The 15544-nt window shown below is 71.8% G+C and carries 14 protein-coding genes and 2 pseudogenes; 7 read left to right on the forward strand and 9 right to left on the reverse strand.

Annotation, left to right across the window (positions count from 1 at the left end; translation table 11 throughout):
- Positions 1-71 precede the first annotated feature (71 nt).
- Positions 72-1187: an alpha/beta hydrolase-fold protein gene (locus ACFVX6_RS09030; RefSeq protein ID WP_389689453.1), complete on the reverse strand. Its 1116-nt coding sequence runs from the start codon at positions 1185-1187 to the stop codon at positions 72-74.
- Positions 1188-1374: 187 nt separating this feature from the next.
- Between ACFVX6_RS09030 and ACFVX6_RS09035 the strand changes: the two genes are divergently transcribed.
- From ACFVX6_RS09035 to ACFVX6_RS09060, 6 genes are all read left to right on the forward strand, one after another.
- Positions 1375-1587: an MbtH family protein gene (locus tag ACFVX6_RS09035; RefSeq protein WP_389689455.1), complete on the forward strand. Its 213-nt coding sequence runs from the start codon at positions 1375-1377 to the stop codon at positions 1585-1587.
- A gap of 235 nt (positions 1588-1822) precedes the next feature.
- The gene (locus tag ACFVX6_RS09040) at positions 1823-2491 is read left to right on the forward strand and encodes an isochorismatase family protein (protein WP_389689457.1); all 669 of its coding nucleotides are present in this window, start codon (positions 1823-1825) and stop codon (positions 2489-2491) included.
- An 86-nt stretch (positions 2492-2577) separates the two neighbouring features.
- Positions 2578-3615 (forward strand): N-acetyl-gamma-glutamyl-phosphate reductase, encoded by a 1038-nt coding sequence (argC, locus tag ACFVX6_RS09045; RefSeq protein ID WP_389689459.1) that lies wholly within the window; start codon positions 2578-2580, stop codon positions 3613-3615.
- Complete coding sequence (argJ, locus tag ACFVX6_RS09050; protein ID WP_389689461.1) at positions 3612-4763, forward strand: bifunctional glutamate N-acetyltransferase/amino-acid acetyltransferase ArgJ; 1152 nt, start codon at positions 3612-3614, stop codon at positions 4761-4763. Before argC ends, argJ begins: the two co-directional genes overlap by 4 nt.
- Before the next feature lie 32 nt (positions 4764-4795).
- On the forward strand, positions 4796-5764 hold the full coding sequence (argB, locus tag ACFVX6_RS09055; RefSeq protein WP_389689463.1) for an acetylglutamate kinase: 969 nt from the start codon (positions 4796-4798) through the stop codon (positions 5762-5764).
- A complete protein-coding gene (locus ACFVX6_RS09060) occupies positions 5761-6945 on the forward strand; it encodes an acetylornithine transaminase (RefSeq protein ID WP_389689465.1) in 1185 nt (394 codons plus the stop codon). Before argB ends, ACFVX6_RS09060 begins: the two co-directional genes overlap by 4 nt.
- Positions 6946-7029: 84 nt before the next feature.
- Here ACFVX6_RS09060 and ACFVX6_RS09065 read toward each other — a convergent pair whose 3' ends face one another.
- The 5 genes from ACFVX6_RS09065 to ACFVX6_RS09085 form a co-directional block, all read right to left on the reverse strand.
- Complete coding sequence (locus ACFVX6_RS09065; RefSeq protein ID WP_389689467.1) at positions 7030-7557, reverse strand: GNAT family N-acetyltransferase; 528 nt, start codon at positions 7555-7557, stop codon at positions 7030-7032.
- Positions 7558-7639: 82 nt separating this feature from the next.
- A complete protein-coding gene (locus tag ACFVX6_RS09070) occupies positions 7640-8377 on the reverse strand; it encodes a 4'-phosphopantetheinyl transferase family protein (protein ID WP_389689469.1) in 738 nt (245 codons plus the stop codon).
- Complete coding sequence (locus ACFVX6_RS09075; RefSeq protein ID WP_389689471.1) at positions 8374-8604, reverse strand: hypothetical protein; 231 nt, start codon at positions 8602-8604, stop codon at positions 8374-8376. Before ACFVX6_RS09075 ends, ACFVX6_RS09070 begins: the two co-directional genes overlap by 4 nt.
- 14 nt (positions 8605-8618) lie before the next feature.
- Positions 8619-10217, reverse strand: coding sequence for an amidohydrolase (locus ACFVX6_RS09080; protein WP_389689473.1), 1599 nt, complete (start codon positions 10215-10217; stop codon positions 8619-8621).
- Positions 10218-10361: 144 nt separating this feature from the next.
- The gene (locus ACFVX6_RS09085) at positions 10362-12236 is read right to left on the reverse strand and encodes a DNA/RNA helicase domain-containing protein (protein ID WP_389689475.1); all 1875 of its coding nucleotides are present in this window, start codon (positions 12234-12236) and stop codon (positions 10362-10364) included.
- A gap of 338 nt (positions 12237-12574) precedes the next feature.
- Between ACFVX6_RS09085 and ACFVX6_RS09090 the strand changes: the two genes are divergently transcribed.
- Positions 12575-13609: a hypothetical protein gene (locus tag ACFVX6_RS09090; RefSeq protein ID WP_389689477.1), complete on the forward strand. Its 1035-nt coding sequence runs from the start codon at positions 12575-12577 to the stop codon at positions 13607-13609.
- Positions 13610-13667: 58 nt separating this feature from the next.
- On the opposite strand, the pseudogene ACFVX6_RS09095 reads toward ACFVX6_RS09090, so the two are convergent.
- The 3 genes and pseudogenes from ACFVX6_RS09095 to ACFVX6_RS09105 form a co-directional block, all read right to left on the reverse strand.
- Positions 13668-14188 (reverse strand): annotated as a pseudogene (locus ACFVX6_RS09095) (ATP-dependent helicase); the annotation flags it as partial.
- Between the two features lie 487 nt (positions 14189-14675).
- Positions 14676-15224 (reverse strand): annotated as a pseudogene (locus ACFVX6_RS09100) (caspase domain-containing protein); the annotation flags it as partial.
- Positions 15221-15397, reverse strand: a complete 177-nt coding sequence (locus ACFVX6_RS09105; RefSeq protein WP_389689479.1) for a hypothetical protein — start codon at positions 15395-15397, stop codon at positions 15221-15223. The gene ACFVX6_RS09105 and the pseudogene ACFVX6_RS09100, both read right to left, overlap by 4 nt.
- Positions 15398-15544: the final 147 nt, after the last annotated feature.

Consider the following 15544-nt stretch of genomic DNA (forward strand, 5'->3'; position numbering starts at 1 on the left):
ATTCCGCCGGGCAACCAGGCCCCCGTCGTTGTCAGGCCGTCAGTCGGTTGGGCCGATGGCCCGTTGGGTGGTCAGGCCAGCGCCCAGGCGACGTCCCTGAGCAGGGCCTGCCGCCAGCCCGCCCGGTCGTGGCCCGATGCCGACCGGGAGACCCGTACGGTCGCACCGGCCTGTTCCGTCAGGGCTTCTACCAGTTCGCAGTGGGGCTGCATGCGCGTCTCGTGCTCGCCCAGGTCGAACGCGATCCGCAGTCCGGACGGGGCGGGGCGCTCGCGCAGCCGCGCGGCGATGGTGCCGCCGCGCGGACCGCCCAGCGGGTCCGGCAGGTCCGCGGCTTCCGGGGTCCACCAGAACGACCCCGACTGGCAGGCGACCCGGGACACCAGCTCCGGGAACTCCAGGGCCGCGTACATCGCGCTCAGACCGGCAAGGCTCTGCCCGGCGACCACCAGCCGGCCGAGGTCCGCGGGCACCCCGCTGTCTGCCACCAGCGGCAGCAGTTCGTCCCGTACCGCCTCCCACAGTTCGGGCCGGCAGCCGAACTCCGCCCGCCGGTCCTTGGTGGGCAGGAACACCAGCGTGGCCGGGGGCATGTCGCCGGCGTCGAAGGCCGCGTCGAAGGCCGTCATGGCCGGGTGGAGGTACAGCCAGTCGTCCCCGTCGAGCAGCAGGACCACCGGTCCGCCGCCGCCCACCGGGTGGACCCGTACGGTGCGCTTCCCGCCGAGGCGTTCGCTCGCCCAGCGGATCCGGGTGCGCGGCAGGGGCAGTACGTCGTCGGCGCCCACGGCCGGCCAGTACGGCTGGGGCGGAGCGTCCGGGGTGGCCACGATGGACCGCTCGCCGCCGGCCCGGACCGGGTTGAGGGGATCGGGGTACGACGATCCGTCATCGGCGAGGAACCGGTAGGTCACTCGGAGCCGTGCGGGCATGCGCACCTCGGCGTACCAGCAGTCCGTGTCGCGCCACCTGAGCAGCACCACCGGATCCGACCAGCTCTCGAAATCGATGACCGTCGGGCTGCCGCGCCACAGGAACAGGGTGACCCAACCGCCGTCGCCGGAAGGCGCGGACGCGGGAGCCGCGGCCGCCCAGAACTCATCGGTGCCGGGCGTGCCGGGCAGGTCGAACGCGGCGAAGGGGCTCTCCGAGCCGTCCTCGGCCAGGATCCGTTCGAGTGCACGCATCGGTGCCTCCTTGTGAGGGGGAAGGGGAAACGTTAAGCTCTATAATTAGGCGAGCCTAACCTAAGTGGATGGGCTCTCTTCATTCCCGATCGACCTTCCCCACGGGCTCGGCGCCCGCTGTCGGACTGCGCGCGCCGCACACCGACGCCACCCGCCGGTCCCATCGGGCTCCTGGAGGAACCCCAGTATGAGCACCAACCCGTTCGACGATGCCGACGGCCGCTTCCTGGTCCTGGTGAACGACGAGGGTCAGCACTCCCTCTGGCCCTCCTTCGCCGACGCTCCCGGCGGGTGGACGGTCGCCCTCGCCGAGACCACCCGCGAGGCGTGCCTGGAGTTCATCGAGTCGAGCTGGACCGACCTCCGCCCCCGGTCCCTCGCGACGGCCGTCGAGGCCTGACCGGGCCGGCCCCGGACGTGCCGCGCTCGCGGCGCGTCCGGGGCTGCCTTGTGTCCGGGGCCGCCTTGTGTCCGGGCGGGTCGGCCCGGCGCCCCTCGGGTCCAAGGGGCCTCCGTGTATGGCCGGTTGCCGACGGGTCGTGCGAGCGGGGTGGAAGTAAATTAGGTTAGGCTAAGCTAACCATGAAGGGGCTCCATGTGGAGCCGCACGCACGGCATCAGGGGAGGGGATCGTCATGGGCCTGCCGGCCATCGGCTCCTACCCCATGCCCGATCGCGCCGCCCTGCCCCGCTCCTGCGCGTCCTGGGCCATCGACCCCGGCCGCGCCGCCCTGTTGGTCCACGACATGCAGAACCACTTCGTGGGGGAGCTCCCCACGGACAGGTCCCCGGTCGTGGAACTCGTGGAGAACATCGCGGCTCTCCGCGCCCTCGCCACGGCACTCGGGATACCGGTCGTCTTCACCGCCGAGCCGGCCGCCCAGCCGCCGGGCCAACGCGGCCTCGCCGCGGACGTCTGGGGGCCGGGCATCGGTGACGGCACCGACGCCGCAGCGATCATCCCGCCGCTCACCCCGCGGCCGGGCGAGCGCGTGCTGGCCAACGTGCGCCAGAACGCCTTCCTCCGCAGCCACTTGGGCAGGCTGCTGCGTTCGGAAGGGCGCGACCAGCTGATCGTCTGCGGGGTCCACGCCCACCTCGGCGTCCTGCTGACCGCCGCGGACGCCTTCATGAACGACATCCAGCCCTTCGTGGTCGCCGACGCCGTCGCCGACTTCTCCGCCGAGGAGCACGCGATGGCCCTGCGCTGGGCAGCCCGCAGCGCGGTGGTGTGCACGACCGAGACCCTGCTCCGCGAGCTGCTGCTCGGGGGAGGGTCCCGAGACGTGCGCAAGGACGCCTGAGCGCACCCGCGGCGCCCGGACCGCGGCGCCCGCCTGCGGTCGGTCGCCGATGGATCGCCCAACGAACCGAGAGAGAGCGGAAGAACATGACCGTACGGGTCGCGGTGGCCGGTGCCAGCGGCTACGCGGGCGGGGAACTGCTCCGCCTGTTGAGCTCGCATCCCGCCGTGGAGATCGGTGCGTTGACCGCGCACAGCAGCGCGGGGCGTCCGCTGGGGTCCGTGCAGCCACAGCTTCCCGAGTTCGCCGACCGGATCCTCCTGGACACCTCCGCCGCCTCCCTGCGCGGCCACGACGTGGTCTTCCTCGCCCTGCCCCACGGCCAATCGGGTGCTCTGGCAGCCAAGTTGGAACCCGGCACCCTGGTGGTGGACTGCGGCGCCGACTTCCGGCTGCGGGACCCGGCGGCCTGGGAGCGGTTCTACGGCAGCGCCCACGCCGGCGCCTGGCCCTACGGCCTGCCGGAACTCCCGGGAGCACGCGACGAGTTGAAGGGCGTCACCCGGATCGCCGTTCCCGGCTGCTACCCCACGGCGGTCACCCTGGCCATGTTCCCCGCCTACGCGGCGCACCTGGTCGAGCCCGAAGCCGTCATCGTCGCCGCCAGCGGAACCTCCGGCGCCGGACGCGCGCTCAAGACGCACCTCCTCGGCACCGAAGTGATGGGCTCCATGAGCCCGTACGGAGTCGGCGGCGGCCACCGGCACACCCCGGAGATCGCGCAGAACCTGTCCCGCGCGGCGGGCGCGGACGTGACGGTCTCCTTCACGCCCACCCTGGCCCCCATGCCCCGGGGCATCCTCGCCACCTGCTCGGCCCGGCTGAGCCCGGCCGCGGAGGTGCTCGCGGAGGGCGAGGTGCGCGCCGTGTTCGAAGCCGCGTACGCCGACCAGCCGTTCGTGCGGCTGCTGCCGCCCGGCCAGTGGCCCACCACCGCCGCCGTCCTCGGCTCGAACACCGCGCAGGTGCAGATCGCCGTGGACCCGGACGCCCGCAGGCTGATCTGCGTGAGCGCCATCGACAACCTGACGAAGGGCACCGCCGGTGGCGCGGTGCAGAGCATGAACATAGCCCTCGGCCTGCCGGAACGGCTGGGCCTGCCCATGAATGGAGTGGCTCCGTGAGTGTGACCGCCGCCCGGGGATTCCTTGCCGGCGCCGTGCGCGCCGGCATCAAGGAGTCCGGTGACCCGGACCTGGCCCTGGTGGTGAACCGGGGACCGTCCCGCGCCGCCGCCGGTGTCTTCACCTCGAACCGCGTGCAGGCCGCGCCCGTACGCTGGTCCCGCCGCGCGCTCGCCGACGGGCGGATCTCCGCCGTCGTCCTCAACTCCGGTGGAGCGAACGCCTGTACGGGTCCTGGAGGCGCGGAAGACACCCAGGTGATGGCGGAGCGCACCGGGCTGGCCGTGGAGGTCGCCCCCGAAGAGGTCGCGGTGTGCTCCACGGGCCTCATCGGCGTCCGGCTGCCGATGGACCGGGTGACGGCCGGCATCGCCGCCGCCGCGGACCGGCTGTCGCCCGAGGGCGGCGAGGAGGCGGCCGTCGCGATCAAGACGACGGACTCCGTCCACAAGACGGCGGCGGCCTCCGGACCCGGCTGGACGGTGGGGGGCATGGCGAAGGGCGCCGGAATGCTCGCCCCCGGCCTCGCCACCATGCTGGTCGTCCTGACCACGGACGCCGACGCGAGCGCCGAGGTGCTCGACTCCGCGCTGCGCGCGGCGGTGCGCACCACGTTCGACCGGGTGGACTCGGACGGCTGCATGTCCACCAACGACACCGTCCTGCTGCTTGCATCGGGCAGCTCGGGCCTCACGCCCGAACCCGCCGAGCTCACCGCGGCCGTGCACACCGTGTGCCGGGACCTGGCGCTCCAGCTGGTGGCGGACGCCGAGGGCGCGTCCAAGGAGATCGAGGTGGCCGTCGTCGGCGCGGCCTCGGAAGCGGACGCCGTGGAGGTGGGCCGCTCGGTGGCCCGCAACAACCTCCTCAAGTGCGCGCTGCACGGCGAGGACCCGAACTGGGGCCGGGTGCTGTCCGCGATCGGCACCACGTCGGCCGTCTTCGACGCGGACCGGCTGGACGTGGCGATCAACGGCGTCTGGGTGTGCCGGGACGGCGCCGAGGGAGAGTCGCGGGACAAGGTCGACCTGTCCGGCCGTCGGATCGTCATCACCGTGGACCTGCGCTCCGGTGACTCCTCGGCCGTCATCTGGACCAACGACCTGACGGCCGAGTACGTGCACGAGAACAGCGCCTACAGCTCGTGAACGGGGTCGGGATGACGGCGGAGACGACACACATGCAGACGCGGACGCAGCGGCCTGCGGTGACGCAGACGCAGACGCAGACACAGGCGCATGCGCCGGCGCCGGCCACCGTGCCGGCCCCCCGGGACCTGCCCTGGCTGGAGCAGCTCCAAGGCCGGACGGTCGTCGTCAAGTTCGGCGGCAACGCCATGGCGGACCCGTCCGCGCACCGGATCTTCGCCCAGGACGTCGTGGAGCTCTGGCACGCGGGCCTGCGGCCCGTCGTCGTCCACGGCGGCGGGCCCCAGATCAGCGCACTGCTCGACCGGCTCGGACTGGAGGTGCGCTTCGAGGCCGGGCTGCGGGTGACCACGCCGGAGACCATGGACGTGGTGCGCATGGTGCTCACCGGCCAGGTCCAGCGCGAACTGGTCGGCGCCATCAACGCCCACGGGCCGTTCGCCGTGGGCCTGTCGGGCGAGGACGCCCACACGATGACCGCCGTCCGGCGCCCGGCCTGGGTGGACGGCCTGCCGGTGGACATCGGTCAGGTCGGCGACATCGTGGACGTGGACGGCAGCGCCATCGCCGCCCTGCTGGAACAGGGCCGCATCCCCGTGGTCTCACCCGTCGCGCGCGGCGAGGACGGCCAGGTCTACAACGTCAACGCCGACCTCGCGGCCTCGGCACTGGCCGTGGCCCTCGGGGCCGACCGGCTCGTGGTGATGACCGACGTCGAGGGGCTGTACGCGGACTGGCCGCACAGCACCGAGGTGATCGACCGCCTGACGGCCGGTGAGCTGGACGCACTGCTCCCGGAGCTCGCCAGCGGCATGCTCCCCAAGATGGAGGGCTGCCTGCGCGCCGTACAGGGAGGCGTCGCCCGGGCGCAGGTCATCGACGGCCGGGTGCCGCACGCGCTGCTGCGCGGAGTCCTCACGGAGGACGGACCCGGCACCACGGTGGTGCCGGACGACGCGCCCGGTCCCCAGGGCCCGGGCGACGAGGGGGACGGCGCGTGACCGCCGACAGCACGAAGACACCGCTCGCCGACCGCTGGCGCGCCGTGATGATGGACACCTACGGTACGCCCGCGCTGGCCCTGGTCAGGGGCGAGGGCAGCACGGTCTGGGACGAGGACGGCCGCGCGTACACGGACTTCACCGGCGGGATCGCCGTCAACGCCCTCGGACACGCCCACCCGGCCTTGGTCTCGGCCGTCCAGGACCAGGTCGCCCGGCTCGGCCACGTGTCGAACCTGTTCGTCTCGGAGCCGGCCGTCGCACTGGCGGAACGGCTACTGGCCCTGCTGGACAGGCCGGGGCGGGTGTTCTTCGCCAACTCGGGCGCGGAGGCGGTCGAGGCCGCCTTCAAGATCGCCCGCCGGACCGGGCGCCCGCACCTGGTCGCGACGGAGGGCGGGTTCCACGGGCGCACCATGGGGGCGCTGGCCCTCACCGGCCAGCCGCCCAAGCGCGCCCCCTTCCTGCCCCTGCCCGGGGAGGTCACGCACGTTCCCTACGGGGACGCGGAGGCGCTCCGCGCGGCCGTCACGGAACACACGGCCGCGGTCCTCCTCGAACCCTTGCAGGGCGAGGCCGGAGTCGTCCCGGCACCGCGGGGCTACCTGCGGGCGGCCCGCGAGATCACCCGCGCCACGGGCACCCTGCTCGTCCTGGACGAGGTGCAGACCGGGATCGGCCGCACCGGCCACTGGTTCGCGCACCAGGCGGAGCCGGGAGCGGAGCCGGACGTGATCACCCTGGCCAAGGGGCTGGGCGGCGGCCTGCCGATCGGCGCCACGGTCGCCTTCGGCGCCGCCGCCGGACTGCTGACCCCCGGTCAGCACGGATCCACTTTCGGGGGCAACCCGGTCGCGTGCGCGGCCGGGCTCGCCGTGCTGGAGACCATCGAGAAGGAAGGGCTGCTCGCGCATGCCGCGCGGGTGGGGGAGCGGCTGAGGCTCGCCATCGAGGCCCTGGAACACCCCCTGGTCCGCGAAGTGCGGGGCGCCGGTCTGCTCCTGGGCATCGCCCTCGCCGAGCCGGTCGCCGCACGGGTCCAGCGGGCCGCGCAGGACGCCGGGTTCCTCGTGAACGCGGCGGGTGCGGACGTCGTACGGCTGGCTCCCGCCCTGACGCTGCCGCAGGAGCGGGCCGATGCCCTGGTGGCGGCGCTGCCCGCGATCCTCGACGCCTCGTAGGGCCGGCAGTCGGTACGACGAAGGGGCGGGTCCTTCAGGGGCCCGCCCCTTCGTCGTCTACGTCCCCCGCGCGGTCTGCGTCGTCTACAGGCCGCGGGACAGGACGCGCGCCCCCCGGCCGGGGTCCAGGGAGCGCGCCCAGGCGGCCGGCGCCAGGCTCGGGCAGGCCGGGAGGAACCCGTGGAGGAGGAAGAGGCGGCCGCTGCCGGTGGTCGCCGTGAACAGGGTGGCCGGCGAGCGGGTGCGGGCCCGGGCGAACGCCGCGTGCAGCAGGCGGGCGCCCATGCCCGTGCCCTGCCGGTGGGCGGCGACGCAGAAGTTGTACAGCACGCCCGCGGTGGGGTGTTCGCGCAGACCGAGGCAGCCTTCGAGGGTTCCGTCGGGCGCCTGGGCGACGAGGAAGTCGGACGCCCGGGAGAGGTAGAGGGAGAGCGGGCGTTCGCGGAGCGCCCCCGCGTGGACGAACGGCCGGGAGAGGGCGGCGAGCGCAGGGCCGTCGTCCCGGCGGGCCGGGCGCACCGAGAACTCGGGGACCTCGTGCCACCGGGGTGCGGGGGTGCGGGGCGACAGGGTGGCGTGCGCGGCGGCAGGGGGCAGCGTGGCCGTGGTCAAGGTGTTCCTTCCTCGGTTCCGCCGTGTGCGGGTGCGGGGGCAGGGCCTCCCGGCGGAACAGTCGAGGTAAGGTTAGCCTTACCTAGCTAACGGAGCCAAGTCGGCCCGTACGGACGGCACGTGCGGCCACGTAGTCGGGGAAGGCGGGCACGTCCGCGACGGTCCATCCCGGCGGAGCCGAAGGAGTGGCGCCCGTGCCCACGTAGGTCAGGGCCGGGTTCCCGCCGAGGCCGATGCCGACTCCCTTGAGGTAGGCCTCCTTCCGCGACCAGCAGCGGGCCACCGCGGCGGGGCGCTCGCCGGCCGGCAGCGCCGACAGCTCGGCGCGCTCGGCGGGATGGAGGACCTCCGCCATTTCGGAGGCCACCTGGGCCGCCAGCTCGGGGGCCGGCCGCTGCTCGACGTCGACGCCGACCGGACTGTCCGCGAAGGCCACCAGTACGGCGTCCCCCGCGTGGGACAGCGAGAAGTGCAGCGGTGCGTCGGACACGGCGGGCCGGCCGTGCGGCGCGCCGCAGCCGGGGCAGGCTTCGCGGAAGAAGCGCACCTGGGCCGGGTCCCGGCCGAGCCGGTCGCCCAGCAACTGCCGCAGTGCGACGTGCGCGACCCGGTACTGGTCACGGTCGCCGGCGCGCCTGATCCCCTGGAGCCGGGCCCGCTCGTCGCCGTCGAGCAACCCCTCCAGCTCCCGTGCCCGCTCCGCGTACAGGCTCACGCGCACCGCCCACAGCCCCGGTACGGGCGAGGTGAGCCAGGGCTGCGCAGGGTCGTCCGGGCCGGCGGCCGGGGCCGTTGTGGCCGACGCCGGTGCGGCCGTCATCCGCACGGGCGGCCGGGGTAATCGACGCCCTCGGGGGCCCCGGCCTCGCGCATCCGGCACAGGACTTCCCCGAGGAGCGTGTCGTCCACGTCGACGGGCATGTTGAACTCCCGGTCGAAGACGAAGGAGTCGCCCGCGCCCGCGTGCCAGATCACCCAGCGCGGCGGCATCTCGGGTGCCTCCCACAGCGGGGAAAGCCGTTCCAGAACGCTACCCACACCACTCACACGACTCACTCTGCTCACTCCATTCTCAGCTTTCCCGCATCCGTATCCGTCGTGCGGTCTCCGTCGACAAAGGTCTCCACGACCTCGATGGCGCCGATCCGGGAGGGATCGACGTACCGCGGGTCGTCACCCAGGACGACCAGGTCGGCGCGCTTCCCCGGGGCGAGGCTGCCGGCGCTGTCGTCCCACCGGCAGGCGTACGCACCGGCGACCGTGTAGGCGCGCAGCGCCTCCTCGACGGTGACCGCCTCGTCCGGCCCGATCGGCCGTCCGGAGGCGGAGGCGCGCTCGACCATGAACTGGATCGCCCGGAGCGGAGCTCCGTCAGTGACGGGCCGGTCCGAACTCCCCACGAGGGTCACGCCGTGGTCCAGGAACCCGCGCCCCCGGTACATCCAGGGGGCCCGCTCCTCACCCATCACGTCCGCGTAGTCGTCCCCGAAGGAGTAGAGGAAGGTCGGCTGGACGACCGCGCTGACGCCCAGGCGCGCGAAGCGCGGGAGCTGGTCGGGGCGGATCAGTCCGGCGTGCTCGATGCGGTGCCGCGCGTCCGGGCGGGGCAGCAGCCGCTGCGCCTGCTCGAGCGCGTCGAGCGCGAGATCGGCGGCGCGGTCCCCGATGGCGTGGACGGCGAGCTGCCAGCCGGCGAGGTGACCGTCCACGATCAGCCGGGTGAGGCGCTCGGGGTCGTCCTGGAGCTGGCCGGTGTGGTCCGTGCCCGCGTACGGGGCCGTGAGCGCGGCGGTACGGGCCATCATCCCGCCGTCGGTATAGATCTTGAGTGCGCCCAGCGACAGCCAGTCGTCACCGAACCCGGTGCGCATGCCCAGGTCCAGGGCGCGGGGGAAGCCGTCCTCCCGGTGCACTTCGCGCGGCCGCAACACGTCGCCGGCGGGCATGAGCTGCACCCGCAGGGGCAGCCTCCCCTGGTCCCGCAGCAGCTGGTAGGCGCCGAGTTCCACCGGGCTGTGGCCGAGCAGCCCGCCCCCGATGCCCGCTTCGGCGACGGCGGTCACGCCTTCGGCGAGGCAGGTCCGGGCCGCGCGCTCGACGGCGTCGGCGATCTCGGCCTGCCCGTACGGCAGCCGCAGCCGCCGCGCGGCGGTCATGGCCGCCTCGGCGAGGAAGCCGTCCTGGTGCGGGACATCGGCGGGCAGCAGCCCCAGCACCGCACTGTTCACGACGCAGCCGTGCCCCGAGTCGTGCATCAGGAACACCTTGCGCCCGCGGCTGACCGTATCCAGCTCGGCGGCGGTCAGGTGCCGTCCCAGAGCCCGCTGGTCATACCCCATCACATCGACCCAGGCCCCGTCCCCGCCCGCCGAGCGGGAGACCGCCTCTGCCACCACCGCCAGCACGTCCTCGACCCGCTCGCACGGGGCGACGCTCGGGGTGCTCTGCTTCAGCCCGGTCCAGGCCAGGTGCACATGACTGTCGATGAACCCGGGCAGCACGGTGGCGCCCTGCAGATCGATGACCTCACGGGCCGGCAACGAGGCCACGTCCTCATCGAGCCCCACGATCCGCCCCCGCCAAATCCCCAGCGTGTGGGCGACGGGACGGTCCGGATCCATGGTGACGATGTTCGCGTTGGTCAGCCTCGAACACAGCATGGGCAGTCCGTCCGTTGAGGGGTCCGTCAGACCGCCACAGCGGGTTCCGGGCAGCGCACCAACAGCAGCCGATTCCGACTTAGGTAAGGCTAACTGAATGCTCTCGGCCCGGTCAATGTACGGACTGCCATCCCCGCCCGCGCCCTACACCTCACCGCCCGGGACCAAGGTGCGGAGCTTCTCGCGGGTTTCCGGGTCGGTGGAGTAGATGATCGTTCCGATCATGCCCCGGGTCAGCAGAACCTTGTAGGTGTTGCGGACGAGGCGGTCGACGTCCTCGTCAGGGGTGGCCTTGGTGAAGGAGGGGTCCTTGGACGCTGCCCGGTCGACGACCCAGTGGTCTGTTCGCCAGACGAGGTCCGGGCCCATGATCACCCCTGACCAGTCGTACTCGAAGCCCTGCGCGGTGTAGACGCAGCCGACCTGCCCGAACCCCGCAGGGTCGGTGGCCCAGAGCGGCGCCGGAGGCGCACCGAGCAGGGAGCGGTCCCCGTACAGGTTCCACGGCTTCGTCCACTCGCCGATGACGACGTCCGAGGGCAACGCGGTCATGGCCGGTGTGATCTTCGTCGTCCACTTCCAGCAGTACCCCGCCGACATCCGAGCCTCGAAGCCCCGTGTCCGCTGCTCCGAGAGGAAGTCCTCCAGTTCCTGCGGACTGCCGGCCGTCAGCAGGCGCACCTTGCCATCCGGCTCCCACACGGTGGGCGTGCTTCCTTCGAGGCCCAGCAAGTCCACCACCCATCGGAGGTAGGCGTCGCTACCGCCGCAGCGGAACTGGCTGTCCAGTTCGACCACCGTGCACTCCAACCCTTGCTCGGCGGCCGCCTCCCGGATCTCTTCCACGGTTCCCATCTCGCCAGGGCGCACCACCTGGTGCTGGTCCAGGAGGAACACGGGGACCCTCGCGGCGTCGATCAGCTCCGCCACCTGAGGGCGGCCGGTGCGCAGCGCGGCCTTGGTGTAGCGATTGGCGGAGGTCTTGCGGAGCCGGTGGGCCTCGTCGCAGACGAGTACGTCGAGATCGTTGGGCTCGGCGTCCATGAAGCTGTTGAAGTAGCTGAAGAGCTTCTGGACCTCGGGCTTGCGGGCTCCCGCGACCTTGCGCATCGTCTTGGTGAACGAGGCCGATCCGGTGGCGTGCAGGGCGGGTACTCCGCGCCGGTAGAGGTCGCCCAGCAGGGACAGTGCGATCACGCTCTTGCCGGAGCCCGGACCGCCGGCCACCACGACCACCTGCTTGTGGTTGGACCTGCGCGCCTTGCGGACCGCGGACATCACCGTCTCGTAGGCGAGCCGCTGCTCACCCAGCAGGACGAACTGCTCCCGGTTGCGCACCTCTTCGGCGGCAACGGCCATCAGCTGCTTGGACGGCCTCACTTTGCCCTGGAGCAGGGCGTCGGCGGCTTCGGCGCCCGGCTTCGGTGCCAGCACCGAGCGCAAGTAGTCGAGGAAGGCCCCGCGCTGCTCACCGGTGAACATCCGGCCTCGACGGTCTTCCGTGACGCCCCGCAGCCCCGCCACCCCGAATTCGGTCGCGTTGTGCAGGTACGCCACGCCGGCGATCGAATCCGGTGCCTGGTCCAACGCTCCGTTGAAAGACACCAAGTAGTCGCAGTAGCCCCGCACCTGTTCGATCGGGTTCAGCACGGGCTCCGGGTACGCGTCGATGCGGCATCGCAGGGGGTCGTCGTCCTCCGGGTAGGCGTTGCTCCACTGCTTGAGCTCGACTACCACGTACGACGGTTCGCCGGTAGCCGGGTGCACGCCGGCCAGTACTACGTCCGCGCGCTTGCTCGTGAGCGGCAGTCCGTACTCCAGCAGCATCTCCACTTCGCCGAGCCCGGCTTCGACCAGCGCGTTGGTGAGCGCCGGGATGCTCCGGTCCCAGGAGCGCACCTCCGACGGGTGGGGCCTGTGGCGGTGCTTGTGCAGGAAGCTTTCGCTCAGGAGGTCTGCCAGCCGTCCTTCGACGTGGGTGCGGGTGGCCAACGACGCCGCGGACTCACGGAATAGCAAGGAAATGCCCCCAGGCAGCACGAAGTAGCTCGTGCGGGTGGGGGCGTTTCCTTCAGTTCCACAGAGGTGGAGCGGAAGCCCGGCGGGCCGCTGAGTTGGTCATCGCAATCCTAGAACAGGAAGCGGATCATGTCCGCGGCGAGTTGGGCGGCGACCTCATGCGTGAACTCTGAAGAAGCTCCAGGGATGTCGTCCCCGGGTCTGGTCCGTTCTGGCCCCCGTTCTGTCCGGAGCGCCGACAAAGGAATTGGCTGAAACGGCGCTCTTTCTAGAAGCGTCCGGGTTGCTGATCCTGCCCATGAAGTGGTGGGCGAGGACAGTGCCAAGGGGGAGCCGTCATGTCCGAACCGCTGTACGTTCCCGTTCTGCCGACCCGGCCGCACGCCACGGCAGCTTATCGGGGCCTTTGGCCGGATGCGCAGAACGCCGTCATGCCGGTCTGGAGCCTTCCGCCTCGTCCTGGATTGTCGCGGACCGACCTGGCAACGGCCATCCGTAAGGACCTGGCCCTGGTGGTCCAAGCCCAGCGCTACCAACAAGCCTGGCTGGACGCTCCTTTCGCCGTCGAGTCGGAGGCCGGCGTACTCGCCGAGCTGTTACGGGAGGCCAGCTCGCGGGGGCCATTACGCCCCGTGACCGGCCCGGGTCGCCCGGCGGGCCAGCAGGCTGCGGCGCTTTCCATCGCTCGGCTGTCGGGCTATGGCCTCGGAATCCGGGTGACCGTCCCCGGAGAGTGGGGGAGCGGTACGACGGACGACGTACGCGACCTGCTTGCGCGAGCCGATCTCTCAGTCCAGGTGGACCTTCTCCTTGATCTCGTCACGGTACGAGCCGACCGGCCTGACGCGGGCAAGGAAGCACTGAGGGCCCTGGACGCACTCGTCCCCCTGGCTCCCTGGCGGACCGTGGCACTGCTGAGCGGTGGCTTCCCCGAGGTCACCGCCGACGCTCTTGAGCGGGGGGAGTTCGAAGAGCCGCGTATGGACTGGAGCATGTGGCGGGACATAGCGGCCAGCGGCCGCTCCTACCTGCCTGTCCTCCGGTACGGCGACTACGGAATCCAGCCCGCGTCCGCCCTGGCCCGCGTTCCACGGGCGGCCGGGGGAGGGCCGCCTTGGGGCTCTCTCCGGTACACGACGGACCAGTCGTTCGTCATCGCCAAGACGCTGGCCCGAGGAGACGGCCGGGCGGCCCACAACCGGGCGGCTGCTCGGCGCATTCTCGAACTACCGGATTTCCGGGGCCCGGGAGCCAGCGGTGGCGAAGTCTGGCTGAGGAACTGTGCGCACGGCTCGGGCGGGGTCGGCACCTTCGGAAAGTGGCTCACTGTCGGAAACATCCAGCACATGGCGTTCGCGGTCCGGAGCCTGTGACTCTGCGGGCAGTGTGGTGATGGCTCTGTGGCCGTGTGCACGTCTCGGCGAGTAGATCTCAGGTGGCTGATCCCGTGTTGAAGCGCACGGGTTCCCCGAGGGCTGCGCGTGCACCGTCGAAGTCGGCCAGCCGGGCCGCGACCGTAGCCACTGCGACGCGCTGCGGCAGTGCTGCCGAGAACTTCAAGCCGTTCACCGCCCGGTGATCGACGTCCGGCAGTACCAATGCGGAGCCGCCGTCGGTCCCTTCGAGGGCGAGATGCCACATGTCGGGTGTCAGATCTTCCCGTAGCCGGACGCAGCAGTCCGTCGGGCGCTGAACGGGGTCGGCGATCGAGGGGAGTGTTGCCGCAAGGGTGGCATTCGCGCGGTAGCCGGCCCAAGTCCACCAACGGACGTCATTTCCCAGACGCGTGACGAGAGACCCGCCGGGATGTACCAGCTGCGGAGCGTCCTCTTCGCGCCATTCGGCCAGGCAGACCTCTGCCCGCCGAGTGAGCGATGCTAGGGGGCGGCGCCAAGGAGCACCTCGCGCATCGCTCGCGTCAACGCGTAGGAAAGGCCGGCGAGAGACCCGCTGCCTGTGCCGGGGCGGACAGGACCGAGCCGAGGCCGGACTGGATCGTCTCGGATCCCCTGCCCAGCAGGAAATAGGCCGAGTCGCGTCCCTTGTCACGCTCGGGCAGCGTGCGCGATGCCGCCTGCGCGGACAGGCAGTGGACGTAGTAGCGCAGGAGGCGCTGCCATTCCACGCCGTCGCGGGCGTCCCGTTCCGCCAGTTCACGGGCCTGAGCAGGGCGGGGGAGTGCCGCAGGGCCCCGGCGGCGTCGTGGGGAGGGGCCGGATGCTGGATGGACCTGGCCACTGAGCGGGCGAAGGGCAGGCTGTTCGTCGCGCGGATCGTCGACTTCGTCGGCCGCTGTTCCTCGGGGACCCCGCTGCGCACCATCTGGCAGGTCAGGTACTCGAAGAGGTCGTCAGGGGTGATCCACCCTCCGTTCTCCTTGATCCGCCCGGTGCGGAGTCCTTCGACGATTTCTCCGGTGAACCGGGAGGTGCCTGCCGGCGCCATCGCGGAGGCGGCCTGGAGAGCGTCGGAGGCGGTGATGAAGTAGACACCGGCCGGCCGCAGGACGGTGCTGGGCACCGGCCGATCGGTGGTGTCCGCCGTCCCCTTGGCCGTCCAGCCCTGCACCAAGGAGCCACTGGAGCAGCAGTCCAGTAGCACGATCTTGGAGGACGCGCGGCAGGCCTGGAGCGCGCGCTCCAGCGACTCCGCGGAGACTGCCGTGCCCGGCAGGTCGTCCGGGTCGGTGTCCCGGGTGAGGAAGTAGAGCTGGTTGTCGCTCTCGCAGAACTCGCCGTGTCCGCTGAAGTAGAACAGGGCCGTCTCGCTCGGCTGCCGGTCCTCCAGAAAGGACTCGAGCGTATGCAGCATCTCGGCCTTGGTCGGTTCGGGGACCATGGCGCAGTCGTTGTACATCCCGATCTCGGTGCTTTCCAGGACCGCCTGCATGTAGTGCAAGTCGGCCCGCACGGGCGGCAGATCGTAGTAGAGGTCGCTGTCGTACGTGGATACCCCGATGAGGATGGCGTACCGGTCGTTGTCGCTCATGCCGCCCCGGACCCGTTCCCGCCACCCTCACCGGCCGGACCGTCCCCGGCGAGGAACCGCGCGATCCGCTCGTCGTCAGTGCGCGCCTCCTTGCCCGAGATCCGCAGCACCGCCCCGTCCGGACGGGTGACGACGACGGTCCGCTGCGGTACACAGGCCAGCCACAGCTGCATGGTTGCCGCGGCCAGGGAACCCCCGCCGAAGACCAGAGGCGGTGGGCACGAACCCATCAGGCTATCGAGGGGGAACGGCCACCAGCTGCCGGGTTTCCGAGAACGTCCTGTTCATTGGCGCAAAGGCGCCGAGATGAGTAGGGGGAG

The organism is Streptomyces sp. NPDC058289, from assembly GCF_042880975.1.
Lineage (GTDB): Bacteria > Actinomycetota > Actinomycetes > Streptomycetales > Streptomycetaceae > Streptomyces > Streptomyces stoeckheimensis.